At 65.4% G+C, this 14,514-nt stretch carries 15 protein-coding genes and 1 tRNA gene; 7 read left to right on the forward strand and 9 right to left on the reverse strand.

All coding sequences use genetic code 11. The features are described 5' to 3' along the window. Nucleotides 1–3: 3 nt before the first annotated feature. Genes paoC through paoA form a run of 3 tightly spaced genes read right to left on the reverse strand, consistent with a single transcriptional unit; the run spans nt 4 to nt 3,784 of the window. Complete coding sequence (gene paoC / locus AB2M62_RS12440; RefSeq protein WP_404334143.1) at nt 4–2,202, reverse strand: aldehyde oxidoreductase molybdenum-binding subunit PaoC; 2,199 nt, start codon at nt 2,200–2,202, stop codon at nt 4–6. Then, nucleotides 2,199–3,152: an FAD binding domain-containing protein gene (locus AB2M62_RS12445; protein ID WP_404334145.1), complete on the reverse strand. Its 954-nt coding sequence runs from the start codon at nt 3,150–3,152 to the stop codon at nt 2,199–2,201. Before AB2M62_RS12445 ends, paoC begins: the two co-directional genes overlap by 4 nt. Next, complete coding sequence (gene paoA / locus AB2M62_RS12450; RefSeq protein ID WP_404334147.1) at nt 3,149–3,784, reverse strand: aldehyde dehydrogenase iron-sulfur subunit PaoA; 636 nt, start codon at nt 3,782–3,784, stop codon at nt 3,149–3,151. The genes AB2M62_RS12445 and paoA overlap by 4 nt, the downstream gene beginning before the upstream one ends. A gap of 230 nt (nt 3,785–4,014) precedes the next feature. Between paoA and AB2M62_RS12455 the strand changes: the two genes are divergently transcribed. The 3 genes from AB2M62_RS12455 (at nt 4,015) to AB2M62_RS12465 (ending at nt 7,596) form a co-directional block, all read left to right on the forward strand. Continuing rightward, nucleotides 4,015–4,085 (forward strand) — tRNA-Gly (locus AB2M62_RS12455). 1,551 nt (nt 4,086–5,636) lie between these two features. Then, complete coding sequence (locus tag AB2M62_RS12460; RefSeq protein ID WP_404334149.1) at nt 5,637–6,065, forward strand: hypothetical protein; 429 nt, start codon at nt 5,637–5,639, stop codon at nt 6,063–6,065. Nucleotides 6,066–7,098: 1,033 nt separating this feature from the next. Further along, nucleotides 7,099–7,596 (forward strand): helix-turn-helix domain-containing protein, encoded by a 498-nt coding sequence (locus AB2M62_RS12465; protein ID WP_404334150.1) that lies wholly within the window; start codon nt 7,099–7,101, stop codon nt 7,594–7,596. Here AB2M62_RS12465 and AB2M62_RS12470 read toward each other — a convergent pair. Next, nucleotides 7,593–7,892: a hypothetical protein gene (locus tag AB2M62_RS12470; protein WP_404334152.1), complete on the reverse strand. Its 300-nt coding sequence runs from the start codon at nt 7,890–7,892 to the stop codon at nt 7,593–7,595. The genes AB2M62_RS12465 and AB2M62_RS12470 overlap by 4 nt on opposite strands. 148 nt (nt 7,893–8,040) lie before the next feature. Here AB2M62_RS12470 and AB2M62_RS12475 point away from each other — a divergent pair, with 148 nt between their 5' ends. Next, the gene (locus AB2M62_RS12475) at nt 8,041–9,456 is read left to right on the forward strand and encodes a M20/M25/M40 family metallo-hydrolase (RefSeq protein WP_404334154.1); all 1,416 of its coding nucleotides are present in this window, start codon (nt 8,041–8,043) and stop codon (nt 9,454–9,456) included. A gap of 81 nt (nt 9,457–9,537) precedes the next feature. Further along, complete coding sequence (locus tag AB2M62_RS12480) at nt 9,538–9,990, forward strand: hypothetical protein (protein WP_404334156.1); 453 nt, start codon at nt 9,538–9,540, stop codon at nt 9,988–9,990. A 23-nt stretch (nt 9,991–10,013) separates the two neighbouring features. Here AB2M62_RS12480 and AB2M62_RS12485 read toward each other — a convergent pair whose 3' ends face one another. Further along, nucleotides 10,014–10,769 (reverse strand): competence/damage-inducible protein A, encoded by a 756-nt coding sequence (locus AB2M62_RS12485; RefSeq protein WP_404334157.1) that lies wholly within the window; start codon nt 10,767–10,769, stop codon nt 10,014–10,016. 28 nt (nt 10,770–10,797) lie between these two features. Then, nucleotides 10,798–11,268: a GFA family protein gene (locus tag AB2M62_RS12490; protein ID WP_404334159.1), complete on the reverse strand. Its 471-nt coding sequence runs from the start codon at nt 11,266–11,268 to the stop codon at nt 10,798–10,800. Between the two features lie 67 nt (nt 11,269–11,335). Here AB2M62_RS12490 and map point away from each other — a divergent pair, with 67 nt between their 5' ends. Then, nucleotides 11,336–12,160: a type I methionyl aminopeptidase gene (map, locus tag AB2M62_RS12495; RefSeq protein ID WP_404334161.1), complete on the forward strand. Its 825-nt coding sequence runs from the start codon at nt 11,336–11,338 to the stop codon at nt 12,158–12,160. 62 nt (nt 12,161–12,222) lie between these two features. Here the strand turns inward: map and AB2M62_RS12500 are convergent, their stop codons facing one another. The 3 genes from AB2M62_RS12500 to AB2M62_RS12510 form a co-directional block, all read right to left on the reverse strand. Next, nucleotides 12,223–12,444 (reverse strand): hypothetical protein, encoded by a 222-nt coding sequence (locus tag AB2M62_RS12500; RefSeq protein WP_404334163.1) that lies wholly within the window; start codon nt 12,442–12,444, stop codon nt 12,223–12,225. 85 nt (nt 12,445–12,529) lie between these two features. Continuing rightward, the gene (locus AB2M62_RS12505; RefSeq protein ID WP_404334165.1) at nt 12,530–13,348 is read right to left on the reverse strand and encodes a ferredoxin--NADP reductase; all 819 of its coding nucleotides are present in this window, start codon (nt 13,346–13,348) and stop codon (nt 12,530–12,532) included. A gap of 16 nt (nt 13,349–13,364) precedes the next feature. Beyond that, on the reverse strand, nt 13,365–13,784 hold the full coding sequence (locus AB2M62_RS12510) for a hypothetical protein (RefSeq protein WP_404334167.1): 420 nt from the start codon (nt 13,782–13,784) through the stop codon (nt 13,365–13,367). A 354-nt stretch (nt 13,785–14,138) separates the two neighbouring features. On the opposite strand from AB2M62_RS12510, the gene AB2M62_RS12515 reads away from it, so the two are divergent. Beyond that, nucleotides 14,139–14,477, forward strand: a complete 339-nt coding sequence (locus AB2M62_RS12515) for a P-II family nitrogen regulator (RefSeq protein WP_086131131.1) — start codon at nt 14,139–14,141, stop codon at nt 14,475–14,477. The last annotated feature ends 37 nt before the right edge of the window (nt 14,478–14,514 follow it).

The raw sequence follows: 14,514 nt of genomic DNA on the forward strand, positions 1-14,514 counted from the left end.
TCCTCACGCCACCGCCGGCAGCCGCTCCAGGAACTTATCGAGCGTGATCGGATAGTCGCGCACGCGCACGCCGGTGGCGTTGTACACCGCGTTGGCGACCGCGGCCCCTACGCCGCAGAGCCCGAGCTCGCCGACGCCCTTGGCCTTCATCGGCGACGACATCGGATCGACCTCGTCAAGAAAGATCACGTCCTGGTGCGGAATGTCGGCATGGACCGGCACCTCGTACCCCGCCAGGTCGTGGTTGACGAAGAAGCCGAAGCGCTTGTCTACCGCAAGCTCCTCCATCAATGCAGCCCCGACACCCATCGTCATCGCGCCGATTACCTGGCTGCGTGCGGACTTGGGATTGAGGATACGGCCAGCCGCACATACCGCAAGCATCCGGCGCACGCGGATTTCGCCGGTAAAGGCATGAACCGCCGCCTCGACGAAATGCCCGGCAAAGGTCGATTGTTGATATTGCTTGTCGAGATCACCATATTCGATCGCGTCCTCGGCGACGATCTCGCCGGCCTTCGCGGCTTCGCCCAGCGGGGCGGAGCGGTTGCCGGAGCGGACCTTGCCGTCCTCGAATACTGCGTCTGCCGAGTTGAAGCCGAGCTTCTGTGCGACCATTTCGCGCAGTTTCATGCACGCGGCGTAGACACCCGCGGTCGAATTGTTCGCGCCCCACTGCCCGCCCGACCCCGCCGCGGCGGGCATGTCGGAATCGCCCAGCGTCACTGCGATCCGGTCGAGCGGCAAGCCCATCATCTCGGCCGCCGTCTGCGCGAGGATCGTATAGCTGCCGGTGCCGATATCGGTCATGTCGGTCTCGACCGTGACCACGCCATTGGCGCCGAGCCGGACCCGCGCCGCCGACTTCATCAGCAGATTGTTGCGGAAGCCCGCGCCGACACCCATCCCGACCAGCCAATGCCCGTCGCGCACGCTGCCCGGCCTGGGATTGCGCTTGCTCCACCCGAAGCGCTCCGCGCCGAGGCGCAGACACTCGTTCAATTGCCGCTTCGAATAGCGCCGTTCGGGCTTTTCGGGATCGACCTGCGTATCGTTGATAATGCGGAACTGCACCGGATCGATGGCGAGCTTCTCGGCCATCTCGTCCATCGCGATCTCGAGCGCCATCAGCCCCGGCGCCTCGCCCGGCGCGCGCATCGCATTGCCCTCGGGCAAATCGAGCACCGCGAGCCGCATCGCGGTCATGCGGTTGGCGCCGGCATACATCAGCCGCGTCTGCTGAACCGCCGTCTCGGGGCCGCCGCCGGGCAAATCGCCCGACCAGCTTTCGTGGCCGATCGCCGTGATCCTGCCGTCGCGCGCGCACCCCAGGCGGATGCGCTGGATCGTCGCCGGGCGGTGCGTGGTGTTGTTGGCGATCAACGGCCGCTGCAGCGCGACCTTGACCGGGCGCTTGGCGGCCTTGGCGCCCAGCGCGGCGAGGATCGCATCGGCGCGGACGAACAGCTTGCCGCCGAAACCGCCGCCGACATAGGGCGAATCGAGCCGGACCTTCTCCTTGGGGATCCCCAGGGTCTTGGCGACCTCGCCCTTGCTCCAGGCGATCATCTGGTTCGACGTCCACAAGGTGACCTTGTCGCCGTCCCACGCCGCAATGGTGGCGTGCGGCTCCATCATCGCATGGCTGTGATCGGGCGTATGGTAGGTAGCGTCGAGCTGGACCGGGGCATTGGCGAAGGCACCGGCGAAATCGCCCACCGCGGTATCGGGCTTCCCGTCCTTCGGCGGCGTCGCGCCGGGCTTGGCCTGGGCGAGGTCATAGGCGCCTTTTGCCCGGACGTAATCGACATGGACGAGCGCCGCGGCGGCACGCGCCTGCTCGAAGCTCTCGGCGACGACCAGTGCGACGGCCTGGTGATAATGTTCGACCTCGGGCCCGGCGAGAAGCTTCGCGGTGTTGTTCTTGCCCTTGCCGAGCGGACCGGCATTGTCGGCGGTGACGATCGTGATGACGCCCGGCGCGGCCTTGGCCTGGGCGAGGTCGATCGAGGCGATCCGCCCCTTGGCGATCGCCGAGCCGACGACATAGCCATAGGCCGCGTTCGGCGCGACATCGTGGCGTTCATAGGCATAGGGCGCCAGGCCGCTGGTCTTGCGCGGCCCCTCGATCCGGTCGGTCGGCTTGCCGATGACCTTGAGCTGGTCGATCGGATTGATGCCCGCAGGCGTATCGAACTTCATGCGGCCCTCGCTTCGGCGAGCACCGCGGCGAGCGTGCGCTCGACCAGCGGCAGCTTGAACCCATTGTCGGGCGTCGGCCTGGCCCCGGCCAGGAGCTGCGACGCCATCGCCTGCGAACCCTGCGGCAGCGCCGCCTCGGCCGCCTCGACCCGCCACGGCTTGTGCGCGACACCGCCAACCGCGACGCGGCCCGTGCCGTCGCGCTGGACGACCGCGGCGACCGAGACCAGCGCAAAGGCATAGGACGCCCGATCGCGCACCTTGTGGTAGAAATGCTTGCCGCCCAGCGGCTTGGGCAAAGTCACTGCGGTGATCAGCTCGCCCGCCTCGAGCGCGGTCTCGATATGCGGGGTATCGCCGGGCAAGCGGTGGAACTCGGCGATCGGGATCGCCCGGGTCGCGCCATCGGGCTTCACCGTCTCGACCTTGGCATCGAGAAGCCGCATCGCCACCGCCATATCGCTGGGATGCGTCGCGATGCACGCCTCGCTCGTGCCGATCACCCCGAGCTGGCGGCTCACCCCGCCGATCGCGGCGCAGCCGCTGCCGGGCTTGCGCTTGTTGCACGCCTGGTTGGTGTCGTAAAAATAGGGGCAGCGGGTGCGCTGGAGCAGGTTGCCGGCGGTGGTCGCCTTGTTGCGCAGCTGGCCCGAGGCGCCGGCGAGGAGCGCACGGCTGAGCACGGCATAGTCCTTGCGCACGCGCTTGTCCGAAGCGAGATCGGTGTTGCGGACCAGCGCGCCGATGCGCAGCCCGCCCTCCTGCGTCTTCTCGATCGTATCGAGTCCGAGCCGGTTGACGTCGATCAGGTGCGTCGGCGCTTCGATCTCGAGCTTCATCAGGTCGAGCAAATTGGTCCCGCCGGCGATGAACCGCGCGCCCTGGAGCTTCGCCGCGGCTGCGGCAGCCTCGGCCGACGAACCGGCGCGCTCATAGGTAAAGGGCTTCATGCCTTCCTCCTCGCGGCGACTTCGGCAATCGCTTCGGCAATGTTCGAATAGGCGCCGCAGCGGCAGATGTTGCCGCTCATCCGCTCGCGCAGCTCGGCATTGCCGAAGCCGGGCTTTTTCGAAAGATCCGCGGTGACGTGGCTGGGAATGCCGGCGCGGATCTCGTCGAGCACCGCCACCGCCGAGCAGATCTGCCCCGGCGTGCAATAGCCGCATTGATAGCCGTCATGCTTGACGAACGCGGCCTGCATCGGATGGAGGTCGTCGGGCGTGCCCAGCCCTTCGATCGTGGTAACCTTGTCGCCCTCGTGCATCACCGCGAGGCTGAGGCACGAATTGATCCGGCGCCCGTTGACGATCACCGTGCACGCGCCGCACTGGCCATGATCGCAGCCCTTCTTGGTGCCGGTGAGATGCAGATGCTCGCGCAGCGCATCGAGCAAGGTGGTGCGCGGATCGAGCGCGAGCGCCGCGCGGCGGCCATTGACTTCAAACGCTACCGGCATGGCAGGATCGGGCATTGCCTGTGCGGCCTCCACTTCGCTGATCGGGACGGCGCTGGCGGCGACCGACGCGGCGCTGCACACGAGCAGGCCCCGTCGCGAGACGCCGAACGGCTGTTCTTCGGACATGGTCTTCCTCCCGTGCGGCTGATGAACCGCCGCCTCTCTTCCATGAAACCCCTCAGCCTGCCATCGGTTTCGCACGCGCAACACGAAAGGTGCCGGGCGGGGTTCGGCGCTCGGGCAGCCTCGCCTTTCCGGGGAGGCCGGGACCGGCGCCGGGGCCGCGGGAACCGCCACGCCAAGCGCCGCAATGCCCCTTGACAGGCGCGAGGAAACCGAGGATTTCCGCCCCTCTCGCGGGTGTAGCTCAATGGTAGAGCAGAAGCTTCCCAAGCTTACGACGAGGGTTCGATTCCCTTCACCCGCTCCCCGGTCTCCTCCCGAAGACCCGCTCCATCCCTCCTAAATCGAGGGATCGAGATGACCGAAAATGCGGACGGTCGGCTAACGCCCCAATTGCAGACATTCGATATCCGTGCGAGCCTCAGACTATGCGAAGTCTCCCGGCGATCCTTCTAATCTGTGCAAGTGGCTTTTCGGCCTTTGCGGGTGCGGCGCACGCGAACATTAATCCGCCAGATGCTGCGAACGAAGAGCTTGTGATAACGGGAGTGTCTGCCGACCCTGCTGCACCATCCGGCGTATTGGCTATGGCTGTAGAGATTTCGGCGAGTAGCAATGGTGTAGCGGCGACCTACTACGTCCCCTTCATGGCGATTGGACAAGCTAAGCCTCGGGTCGGCCAAACCTGCAAGGTAAGTTGGCGACGGCATAATGAATTCGACTGGACCACGGTAAGAGGCAGTGTTCGAGGCGTCCGTCTGGTGACGAAATTTGCGTGTGAAGGCGGACCTGAAGCGAGTTTTTAGCACCTCCTCAATGTCCGCTTCCCACCCATCTCGGACATTCGCAGCCGGCCAAGCGGCGTCCAAAAGCGGACCGGCAGGAAACGCCCCATTTTCTGCCGTTCAGACAGCTCAGGATTGATCCTAAGAGCCGCCATTTGTTCGGGTGGGATGGTTGAACATGCAGAGTGCGTGGCGTTTTTGGCGCCACACGGTTCGCTATCTTCCCGTCGCGCGTTTCTCTCGGCGGCGCGCCAAGAGAGTTGCATCCGCCTCGTCGGACGATGGTAGCGGTCGATCCGTTCTCATTTGATGGAACGCGCCACAGTTATCGTCCGGGCAGCCGCACGGAACGGTGTCCACATGGTACTTTGGTCCATCGCTACGCGCCTGCAGGCTGTTCATCTTCTCTTCGCTTTTGATCGTATCGATGATCGCGCCGCGCCTAAGAAACTTGCCAGCCATCTTGTCCCTATCGATTGAGAGCGAATCTCGCGTGCGTGTTCTACGGCTGACGACGGCGGGTTTCCACCGACACCTCCGAAAAGCTGCCGGTCGGCTAACCACCCGAGAGCGGACCTTCAGGGGCTGTCCGCCCCGATGCAGATTGACGCGAATTCGCCGTCTCGTTAGCGACGTGGGTTAGCGGATGATACCCTTCACCCGCTCCCCGGTCTCCTCCCGAAGACCCGCTCCATCCCTCCTAAATCGAGGGATCGAGATGACCGAAAATGCGGACGGTCGGCTAACGCCCCAAAGTCGGTCACTGGGCGGACAAACGCAATGCCCAATGGCGGACATGGCGCAGCGCCGCTATTCTCGTGCTGTTGCCGGAAGCGGGGGTGATCGAAATGCTTCGTGCACTATCCATCCTACCATTGTGCTTGCTGCTGCTGTCGTGCGTGACAGGCAGGCAACATATCCCAGAGACGTTCGCAGATTGGGACTGCAGTGCCACTGAAACGATCGAGAATGGCGAGGTTTCGGTCGTTCGTTGGTTGGGACCATCGGGTGCTTTGAGCAGCACAGTCGTGCTCTGGACGCCCAGACTACCTCAACCTGCGAAACTCCGCGTGAACGGACGCTGGGAGGCGCATCCTCCCGCAACCGTCGACTTCCAACGTGGTCTGGTGATGTTCGACCAAACGGTCGCTGGTCCAGCAAGTCGGCAAAAGAAGCAGCGCTATACCATAGAACTTCGGGTGCGGCCGGATGAGCCTTGGGAAGGAAGCGGCCGAATCGAAGGCAACGGCACGCAGCAGGATGGTGTTCGGCTAAGCGCCGACTGGGCAGATGTGGAAGCAATGGCGCGAGGGGCCGGCCGCCTGTTCCTGATAGTGAAAGATCGCAGAGGCACCACAGTCTCTACTCTAGCCCTGCAAGGCTCGCTCTTTACAGACTTCAAAATAGCAGCCGAAAGGATGCTGGAGGAAACCGCAACGATGGCGCTTGATTTCCGCACCCGGTGCCGGGCGAACCAGTCGCAAGACATAATCATCTGACGGCGGCAGGAGCCGCGCATAGGAAGCTCTGCAAGGCTGCTTTAGCTCACTCCTCGCCGAAAGCTGCCCGTCAGCTAACCACCCGATCTCGGACATTCGCAACCGGCCAAGCGGCGTCCAAAAGCGGACCGGCAGGAAACGCCCCAATTGCCGACGTTGGCCTTCTAGCCCTCTCCCGCTTTCGCGGGAGAGGGTTGGGTGAGGGTCTTCTTCTACCAAGCGAAGGCGCTGAACGCCTGGTAGAAGAAGACCCTCACCCTCCCACCGCCGCTGGCGGCGGGCCCTCCCTCTCCCGCGAAAGCGGGAGAGGGCGTGAGACTGGACGTCCGCTTCCCACCCATCTCGGACGTTCAGCGGCGCGGCTGAAACAAGCGCTGCCAGGCCGCTAACGCCCCAATAGCGGACGTTGGAAGCGCTGCTCATTCCTCCCCCGGAGGGGGAGGGGGACCGGCGAAGCCGGTGGAGGGGTAGTCGCCGCGGGCGATAACGACAATGTGGCGGATTGCGGCTTCCAGGTCGGACAGAATCACCTGAGCGGGTATCCTGAGGACCCGAACGCCCTACGTGCAAGGCCAGCGATCGCGGATCGAGCCGTGGAGCATGCGGAGACTACCCCTCCACCAGCCTGCGGCTGGTCCCCCTCCCCCTCCGGGGGAGGATCAAGGGAAGCACCATCCGCACATTCGGCAAAGTCCGCTCCTACTCATTAGCGGACCCTCAGGGGTGGTCCACGTCGACGCGATTGACGCGAACGCGCCGTCTAGCGACGTAGGGTAGCGGATCAGGCCCTCCACTCGCTCCAGGTCACCGCCATCCTGAGTCAAGTTGGACGCCCCAAAAGCGGTTCACCGCGCGTGGGCAACGATCTGGCGGGATCGGGCTTTACGTTTAGTCAACAAATCGGGAGCCATGGTCTCGCGTGCTTATTTCGCGCGAGTTGGGGGTAATTTGTCGCATGGACCGCGAACAGCTTTTGGAATTACTGCGTCTTTGCGAAGCGAGGCTCGTCGATAGCCGGCGATCCATTGACGAAGTGCTCGGCGAAATTCGGCGCGCCGTTAGCGCCCCCGAGGGCCGCGACGCCGCCCCGCCGTTCGGCGCGCTGATCGGCGCGCAGCGCGAGGAGCTGGTCGGGCTGGTGCTGGCCGCGCTCGACAGTGCGCCCAAGGCACGCGCGAACCACGACACCTATATGACCGCGCTCGTCCGGCGGCCGGACGAGGGCTATCGCCTGGGCCGCCGCCGCATCGCGCTGACCGATACCGAGAGGAACGTGCTCGACATGCTGTGGAACGCGATGCCCGAGCCGGTTTCGCGCAGCACGATCCACGAAGCGCTCTATGCCCATGGCAACAAGCCCAGCGCCGGCGCGATCGACGTGTTCGTCTCGAAGCTGCGGCAGAAGCTCAAGCTCGCCAGCGGCGGCACCGAATTCGTCGAATTGATCCGCGGCAAGGGCTGGGCGCTCAAGCCCGAACTGACCCGCGCGGGCGACATGCCCGCCGAAGCCGAGATGCGGCGGAGCGCCTAGCTCCGGCCGCCATCGATCAGCCGCAAATGCGGGGTGATGACTGCGGCGGTGGCCTGGGCGAGGCCATCGGCATAGTCGCGGACGCGCCGGCCCAGCGCCTCGGCCACCTGCGGATGGGCATGGAGCGGGCTTGCCGCAAGATCGGCAAAGGCGCGCAGCCGCGCCGCCGCGGTCTCGCGATCGATGAGCCCGAGATTGACCAGTTCGACATAGATCGACGAGGCGAGCAGCGCCTGGCTTTCGATCAGCGTATCGATGATTGCGACCGTAGAGGCGCTGTCGGATCCGTCGGCCATCGGTGGTGATTAGGCGAGGCTTTCGGCCCCGGCAACGACTGCCATCGCCGAAAACCAACGGCGGGCCGTCATTTCGGGACGCGCACGCACCGCGTTGACCCCGGCTGGCGCGCCGCTAAGCCGGGGTCTCGGCACCAAGGGGACACGAATGCGCGCACTGGGGATGACGATCGCGGCACTGCTCGCGGCGAGCGGCGCGCAGGCCCAGGCCCAACACCAGGCACAGCCGCAACACCAGGCACAGGCCCACCCCCAGGCCGAAGCCCAGGCGCTCGACCTGCTGAAGCGCGGCATCGCCTTTCGCACCGTCGCCGGCCCCGGCAACCAGACCTTCGACTATGCGAGCTATCTCAAGGGCGTGCTCGTCGCCGGCGGATTTGCCGAGGGCGATGTCCGGATCGAGAAGGTCGGCGACACCGCCTATCTGGTTGCGCGCTATCGCGGCACCGGCACCGCCAAGCCGATTCTCGTCTCGGGCCATATGGACGTCGTCGAGGCCAAGCGCGAGGATTGGGAGCGCGATCCGTTCACTGCGGTGATCGAGAACGGCTATATCTTCGGCCGCGGCGCCAGCGACATGAAATATGACCTGTCGACGATGGTCGCGACCCTAGTCCAGCTCAAGCGCGAAGGCTTCAAGCCCCGCCGCGACATCCTGCTGCTCCTCTCGGGCGACGAGGAGACCGCGATGAAGACCACCGCGCTGATGGCCGAGCACTATCATGATGCCGAGCTGCTGCTGAACATCGATGGCGGCGGCGGCGAGCGTGACGAGAGCGGCAGGCCGGTGTCGTTCGGCGTGCAAGGCGCCGAGAAGACCTATGCCGATTTCGAACTGGCCTTCACCAATTCGGGCGGCCATTCGAGCGCGCCGCGCAGGAGCAACGCGATCTACCAGCTCGCCCGCGCGCTGGAGCGCGTCGGCGGCTATGAATTCCCTGGCGAAGTCAACGCGATCACCAAGGCGAGCTGGGCCGCCGCCGCCGCGACCGCCAGCGACCCGAAGATGGCCGACGCGATGCGCCGCTTCGCCGCCAATCCGAATGATCTGGAGGCGCGCGGGTTGTTGCGCAGCGACGCCGGGCTGATCGGGCAGACCGGCACGACCTGCGTCGCGACGATGGCAAGCGCCGGGCACGCGACCAACGCGCTGCCCCAGCGCGCCACGGCCAACATCAATTGCCGGATCTTTCCCGGCACGCCAGTCGCCGCGGTGCAGGCGAGGCTGGCGCAGGTCGTCGACGACCCCGAGCTCAAGATCCGCGAAGTGCCCAGCGGCGCGGTGGCCAGCGACGCCTCGCCGCTGCGCCCGGCGTTGATGGCGCTGGTCGCCCGCGCGATCCATGCGCGCTTCCCGGGCGTGCCGATCGTGCCGGTAATGTCGGCCGGGGCGAGCGACTCGATGTGGTTCCGTGCCAAGGGCGTGCCGAGCTACGGCGTCAGCCCGATCTTCATGAAGTCGTCGGACGGCTTCGCCCACGGCCTCAACGAACGCACCCCGCTGAGCGAGATCGGGCCGTCGATCACCTATTACCGCATGTTGCTGACCGAGTTAGCAAAGTAATAGTTCAGTCAAGTTCGCCCAGGATTTGCGATTGTAGAGTTCGCTGATAGATTTTCTCGAATTTGCCGGGAGAATCGCAGCATGCCGAGCTGTCATGTCAAGGTGCTGAACCATTCGGGTCGCGAGCTTACCACGCTGGTGATGTGGCACACCCCGTCGCTGCCCGATCCGCTGGACGTCGCGATGAACCGGACGATCATCAACTATCCCGGCCTCCCCAATCAACAATGGGTCGAGGTCGTCGTCCGCATCACGCATTCCCCGACCGACTTCTGGATCTGCGGCGTCCGCTTCGCCGACGACGACGCGAATTACGTGCTGTGCGGGCGCACCGACCTGCCCTTCAAGGAGTTCGAGGTCTCCGACGGGAGCAGCCTGACCTTCATCATCCCGCCCTATGAGCAGGAGGATCCGCTCGCCCAGCGCTGGGTGGAGATGCAATATTCCGAGGGCGACGGCGGCATGGCGAAGTTGCTCAACGTGAAATATGCCGGGGCGATGACGCTGATCGAAGCGATTTTGGAGGTGGTCTGAGCGTTCGAAGACGCTCTAGCAGGTCAGATGCCGCCTTCGACCACGGCGAATCCGGCCGCGCTCAGCCGCGCAGTGAGATCGCCCACACAGGCATCGACCACCGCCTGGTCGGTAGCGCGGACGACGAAGTTCGCGCCGGTGCGCCCCTCGCGGAAGAACGGATAGCTGCCGATCGCGACGCCGGGATGCGCGCGCTCGGTATCGCCGAGCAGCGTCGCGACTTCGCTCTCGGCGACCCAGCAGCCGATCGTGCGCGCCAGCACCGGGCGGCCGCCCTCGAGCGTGCCGGTCAGCGCATCGAGCATGCCGGCGGTGATGTGCGGCACCCCGGCCAGGATGAACAGGTTGCCGACCCGGATGCCGGGAGCCCCCGACATCCGGTTCGGGATCAGCTCGGCGCCTTCGGGGACGCGCGCCATGCGCAGCCGCGCCTCGGTCAGCCCGCCGCGCGCCTCATAATAGCGCTCCAGCACCGCGCGCGCCTCGGGATGGACCACCACGCCGACGCCCAGCGCCACCGCGATCGCATCGACGGTGATGTCGTCATGCGTCGGGCCGATTCCGCCGGTGGTGAAGCAATAGTCGTTGCGGGCGCGCAGCGCATTGACGGCCTCGACGATCGCGCCCTCGACATCGGCGACGACGCGGACCTCGGCAAGGCGGATCCCCTGCACGTTGAGCCATGCCGCGATCTGCGCAACGTTCTTGTCCTGGGTGCGGCCCGACAGGATTTCGTCGCCGATCACCACCAGGGCAGCGGTCCAGATGCGATCGCTCATCGCGTCGCCTCCGCAGCGCGCCGCTCGATCAGCGCCGCAACCGCGCCATGCGTTCGGGCGGAAGGAGTTGCGACGGATCATAGCTGGTGTCGAAATGCGGGATGCCCTCAGGCAGCGTGACCCAGGGCATCCTGCTCGCCACGAAGATCGCCGCGTCCGGCCGCAGGCTGCCGGGTTCGTCGAGCGTCCCCGCGCGCACCCCTGCCCCCAAAGTACCGAGCCGTGCATAATGGCTCCACAGCGCAGTCCCGCACGCCGAACAGCGAACGATCACATGATCACCCCCACTGCCGGCCTTGACGGTCTGCTGCAGCGTGTCGCCCGAGAGCTGCTCGATCGCGTCGAATTCGTAGAAGGCGTTGACCACCGAAGTCGAACCGGTCTGCCGCTGGCACAATCGGCAATGGCAATTGTTGACGAAGATCGGCTCGCGCTCGATGCGATACCGCACCGCGCCGCACGCACAACCCCCGGTCAGCTCGATTGCCATCTCGCCCATTCTGCCGCGTCCCCGCTTCGTCCAAAAGCCTCTCGTCACTTGGACCGGCGCTCCCTATATCGCAAGCATGACTGAATATGTGACCGTCACGGAAGACATGCCGCAGGCGCGCGATGGCGCGATCAAGCTTCACGGACCCGCAGGCTTTGAGGGCATGCGCAAGGCTGGCCGCCTCGCCGCCGAGATCCTCGATGCACTCGTGCCGCATGTCGTGCCGGGCGTAACCACCGCCGAGCTCGACGACATCGTCCGCACGATGACCACCGACGCCGGCGGCGTTCCCGCCACGCTGGGCTATCGCGGCTACACGCACAGCTGCTGCATCTCGATCAACCATGTCGTGTGCCATGGCATCCCGAGCGAGAAGACACTCAAGGACGGCGACATCGTCAATATCGACGTCACCCCGCTGCTCGGCGGCTGGCATGGCGATACCAGCCGGATGTATCTGGTCGGCGACGTGCCGATCAAGGCGCGCCGCCTCGTCGACGTCACCTATGAATGCCTGATGCTGGGTCTGGAGCAGGCCAAGCCGGGCAACCATCTCGGCGATATCAGCCATGCGATCCAGCGCCATGCCGAGAAGCATCGCTATGGCGTCGTCCGCGATTTCTGCGGCCACGGCCTCGGCCAGGTCTTTCATGACGCGCCCGAAGTCGTCCATGTCGGCCGCCCGGGGACCGGCCCCGAGCTGCGCCCCGGCATGTTCTTCACCGTCGAGCCGATGATCAATATCGGTCGCCCCGACGTGAAGCTGCTCGACGATGGCTGGACCGCAGTGACGCGCGATCGCTCGCTCTCGGCGCAGTTCGAGCATTCGATCGGCATCACCGAGACCGGCTGCGAAATCTTCACGACCAGCCCCAAGGGCCTCGATCGCCCGCCTTACTGAGCGGGCCCTCGCCGCGGTCTAGACCGAAGGCCCGCCTAGACCGGAGGCAACGCGGGCGTGGATCAGGCTGCCGCGGCCATCGGGCGCATCCATTGCTCAAGCGTCCGCTCCGCCTGTGCCGCGCCGATGTCGCCCAGCGGCATCGAGATCCAGAAATCGTCGCGCTGCTCGGGCGCGATCGCCAGCAGACTGTGCACGAGGATGACGAAGGGCCCCTTGGCCACCGTCACTGCCTCGTCACCGCGCGCGCCTGCGCGCCGCCGCAACACGGCAGGGGCGTTCATCGGCAGCATCTGGGTCGGAGGAAGGGTCCCGTGCATATCCGCGTGAACTCGCAGATATGACACGGGTTCCCAACCTATGTGGTGTTCAGCCGACGAAGGCGCGCTCGATCACGAAATGCCCCGGCTTGGCGTTCGAACCTTCCTCGAAGCCCTTGCCCTCCAGCATCTCGCCGAAATCCTTGATCATCGCGGTCGAGCCGCAGAGCATGACACGATCGGTCTCCGGATTGAGCTCGGGATGCCCGGCAACCGGCGCGCGGAACAGCCAGCCGTTCTCGACGAGCTGGCCGATCCGCCCGGTGGTGCGGAACGGCTCGCGCGTCACCGTCGGGATATAGTGGAACTGGAGCAGCGCCTGATCCTGGACCAGCGGATCGCCGGCGAGCTGCGCAGTGAGCTCGTCATGATAAGCGAGATCGCTCACCCGGCGGACGCAGTGGACCAGCACCACCTGGTTGAACGCCTCATAGATGTCCGGATCGCGGATCAGGCTGAGGAACGGCGCCAGGCCCGTGCCGGTCGACAGCAGGAACAGCCGCTTGCCCGGCAGCAGCGCATCGGCGACGAGGGTGCCGGTGGGCTTGCGCGCGAGGTAGACCTGGTCGTCGGCGCGAATCTGCTGGAGCTTCGAGGTGAGCGGACCGTCGGGCACCTTGATCGAGAGGAATTCGATTTCCTCGGCCCAGGCCGGGCTGGCGATCGAATAGGCGCGCATCAGCGGCTTGTCGTTGTCGCCGGGCAGGCCGATCATCACGAACTCGCCCGAGCGGAAGCGGAAGCTTGCCGGCCGCTCGATCGCGAAGCTGAACAGATGATCGTTCCAATGCTTCACCCACAGCACCTTGCTGGACATGAAGTTGGAATGTTCGGGGATGAGCGCCGGCGGGCGCGTATGCATCGTCATCTAGTCTTCCGCGAAATCAGGAGTTGCGAGGAACCGGAACCCGGCGCAGCACATCGGCGGCACCGGCGATCGCGATACGAAATGGCGGTTCGGCCTCGGGCAGGACGAACTGCGCAGCAGCGCGAGTCAGCAGCCCCTTATCCTTCGCCGCCGCAGCATGGAAGAGGGCGAGTAGCCGCGCCTCGTCGTCGCGCACCAGTCCGCACAGCGGCTGGGCGAATTTGAGCGCGCTCTGGCCCTCCTGGTTGAGCAGGAACATCGTCATGTTGAAATCGGCCAGCAGGTCACCAACTCGCCACCGCGCAAATGCCGGGCCGAGTGCCGCACACGGGCAACGCTGCGACGCCATTGCGCAAACCCAGCTGCGCATCGCCCAGGTCAGCACCTGCTCGCCCGGCGCGAGATCGCGCACGGCGCGGTCGAGAAAGCGATACATGCGAGTCCTTCGCGCTGCAGAACTGATAATGATTATCAATAGCCAACGCTTCACGACTCCGTCAACGCTTGTTGCGAACGCTTCGCATGGCGCGGGCTATGCCGCCGAGCCTCGCGCGCGCCAACGCAATTTGGTTTCACCGCGCTAAAGCTGCGCATCGCCGCAGCCTTTCCATCGCTGCCCTTGGATCGGGCAACGCCTGCCCGCCTGCCCATTTGGTAGGCACTTGTTAACCGGTGCGCGGCGTGCGACCCGAGAGCGGCTGCGAGTCCTTCGCACTGGCACGATTGTTGCCAGACGCGCGATTAGGCTGCGGACAGTTGCACCGCCTCGTTCCTGTGTTTGGGGGAAGACGTGAAAAAGATCGAAGCCATCATCAAGCCGTTCAAGCTCGATGAAGTGAAAGAGGCGCTGCACGAAGTCGGCGTCAGCGGCATCACTGTCACCGAGGCCAAGGGCTTCGGCCGGCAGAAGGGCCATACCGAACTCTATCGCGGCGCCGAATATGTCGTCGACTTCCTGCCCAAGGTGAAGCTCGAGGTCGTCGTCGAAGACAGTCTCGCCGATCGTGTCGTCGAGGCAGTTGCTGCCGCGGCCCAGACCGGGCGCATCGGCGACGGCAAGATCTTCGTGATCCCGGTGGAAACCGCGCTGCGCATCCGCACCGGCGAGCGCAACGAAAACGCTATTTGATGCAGCGCAGCACTGTGCCAAAGCGGCCAGGGCAAAG

The organism is Sphingomonas sp. MMS12-HWE2-04 (genome assembly GCF_044881185.1).
In the GTDB taxonomy this organism is placed as follows: domain Bacteria; phylum Pseudomonadota; class Alphaproteobacteria; order Sphingomonadales; family Sphingomonadaceae; genus Sphingomonas.

Bases quoted from the DNA above. Each gene is read 5' to 3' on its own strand.
- paoC (WP_404334143.1), bottom strand. From the start codon at position 2,202: ATGAAGTTCGATACGCCTGCGGGCATCAATCCGATCGACCAGCTCAAG.
- AB2M62_RS12445 (WP_404334145.1), bottom strand. From the start codon at position 3,152: ATGAAGCCCTTTACCTATGAGCGCGCCGGTTCGTCGGCCGAGGCTGCC.
- paoA (WP_404334147.1), bottom strand. From the start codon at position 3,784: ATGTCCGAAGAACAGCCGTTCGGCGTCTCGCGACGGGGCCTGCTCGTG.
- AB2M62_RS12470 (WP_404334152.1), bottom strand. From the start codon at position 7,892: ATGGCCGACGGATCCGACAGCGCCTCTACGGTCGCAATCATCGATACG.
- AB2M62_RS12475 (WP_404334154.1), top strand. From the start codon at position 8,041: ATGCGCGCACTGGGGATGACGATCGCGGCACTGCTCGCGGCGAGCGGC.
- AB2M62_RS12480 (WP_404334156.1), top strand. From the start codon at position 9,538: ATGCCGAGCTGTCATGTCAAGGTGCTGAACCATTCGGGTCGCGAGCTT.
- AB2M62_RS12485 (WP_404334157.1), bottom strand. From the start codon at position 10,769: ATGAGCGATCGCATCTGGACCGCTGCCCTGGTGGTGATCGGCGACGAA.
- AB2M62_RS12490 (WP_404334159.1), bottom strand. From the start codon at position 11,268: ATGGGCGAGATGGCAATCGAGCTGACCGGGGGTTGTGCGTGCGGCGCG.
- map (WP_404334161.1), top strand. From the start codon at position 11,336: ATGACTGAATATGTGACCGTCACGGAAGACATGCCGCAGGCGCGCGAT.
- AB2M62_RS12500 (WP_404334163.1), bottom strand. From the start codon at position 12,444: ATGAACGCCCCTGCCGTGTTGCGGCGGCGCGCAGGCGCGCGCGGTGAC.
- AB2M62_RS12505 (WP_404334165.1), bottom strand. From the start codon at position 13,348: ATGACGATGCATACGCGCCCGCCGGCGCTCATCCCCGAACATTCCAAC.
- AB2M62_RS12510 (WP_404334167.1), bottom strand. From the start codon at position 13,784: ATGTATCGCTTTCTCGACCGCGCCGTGCGCGATCTCGCGCCGGGCGAG.